The sequence below is a fragment of the Hydrogenivirga sp. 128-5-R1-1 genome, from assembly GCF_000171895.1.
Map to the genome: position 1 here is coordinate 1 of NZ_ABHJ01000263.1, position 1,692 is coordinate 1,692.

The 1,692-nt window shown below is 36.1% G+C and carries 1 protein-coding gene; it reads left to right on the forward strand.

The features are described 5' to 3' along the window. Positions 1-1,510 (forward strand): transketolase (locus HG1285_RS02620; RefSeq protein ID WP_008289083.1); only part of this gene is annotated, 1,510 nt, incomplete at its 5' end. Between the last annotated feature and the right edge of the window lie 182 nt (positions 1,511-1,692).

Genomic DNA, 1,692 nt, shown 5'->3' on the forward strand with positions numbered 1-1,692 from the left:
AGGTATATCATCAGAAGCAGCAGCTTTAGCTGGGAGATTAAAGCTTGGAAAACTAATTTATTTATATGATGATAACCATATTACTATTGATGGTACAACGGATATAGCATGGAATGAAGATATAGAGCTCAGGTTTAAAGCACACGGCTGGCATGTAATAACAGTACCAGATGGTGAAGATTTAGAAGCTATTTACGGAGCTATAAAAGCAGCTCAGGATGAAAAAGAAAAGCCGTCATTAATAAGAATAAAAACACATATAGGCTGGCATTCTCCAAAACAGGACAGCCCAAAAGTTCACGGAGCACCTTTATCAGATGAAGAAACAAAAGCTACTAAAAAAGCTTTAGGTTTTCCTGAAGATAAAACATTTTACATACCTGAAGAAGCCTTAAATCACTGCAGGCAGGCTGTAGAAAAGGGCAAAAAGATAGAAGAAAACTGGAATAAAATGTTTGAAGAGTATAAAAAAGAATATCCACAACTTGCTAAGCAGTTTGAAGAATTTGTAAATGGAAAACTTCCGGAAGGATGGGAAGAATCACTACCTACATTTAAAGACACTTCAAAACCAATTGCAACACGTTCAGCATCTGGCAAAGTTATAAATGCACTTGCCGATAAACTTCCAAACTTTATAGGAGGCTCTGCAGATTTAGCAGAATCAAATAAAGTTGTAATGGAAGGGAAAGGAGACTTTTATTGCGATACTCCAGGTGGCAGAAACATACATTTCGGAATTAGAGAACATGCTATGGGTGCTGCAGTAAATGGAATGGCTCTTCACGGTGGATTAATACCATTTGGAGCTACATTTTTTGTATTTTCTGACTATATGAGAGCATCAGTAAGACTTGCTGCTTTAATGAAGACTCATTCTATATTTGTATATACCCACGACAGTATAGGCGTTGGTGAAGACGGACCAACCCATCAACCTGTAGAGCATTTAATGAGTTTTAGAGCAATGCCTGATATTACATTAATAAGACCTGCAGATGCAAATGAGACTGTACAGGCCTGGAAAATAGCTATAAAAGAGAAATCTCCTGTTGTTCTCGTATTCACAAGACAGAATGTCCCTGTACTTGACCCTGAAAAATATCCTATAAAAGAAGGAGTATCAAAAGGAGCTTATATATTAGAAGACGTTGAAAATCCTGACGTTGTTTTAATAGGAACAGGTTCGGAAGTTCACGTTTGTCTTGGAGCTAAAAAACTCTTAGAAGAAAAAGGCATAAAAACAAGGGTTGTTTCAATGCCTTCGTGGGAGCTTTTCTTTAAACAAAGTAAAGAATATCAGGAAAGCGTAATTCCTAAAGACATACCAAAAGTTGCCGTTGAAGCTGGTATAAAACTTGGATGGAAAGAAATTGTTGGGGAAAATGGGCTTGTAATTGGACTTGAAAGTTTTGGGACTTCTGCACCTGGAAATGTTTTAATGGAAAAATTTGGATTTACCCCTGAAAATGTAGCAAATCAGGTTATTGAAAAATATTTTAAAAATTAAAAATGGGGCTTTTAAGCCCCTTCTTCATTATCTTCATTACCTTCTACTGAACCATTAACATCCTGCTGTGAAGCCTGATTTATTATATCTTCAAGTATATTTCCTAAAATTTCACCTCTTTGAAGAAGAGTATGCTCTTTAAATACCTTATCTCTACCTCTTTTTGCTATTTCTTCTCTCTC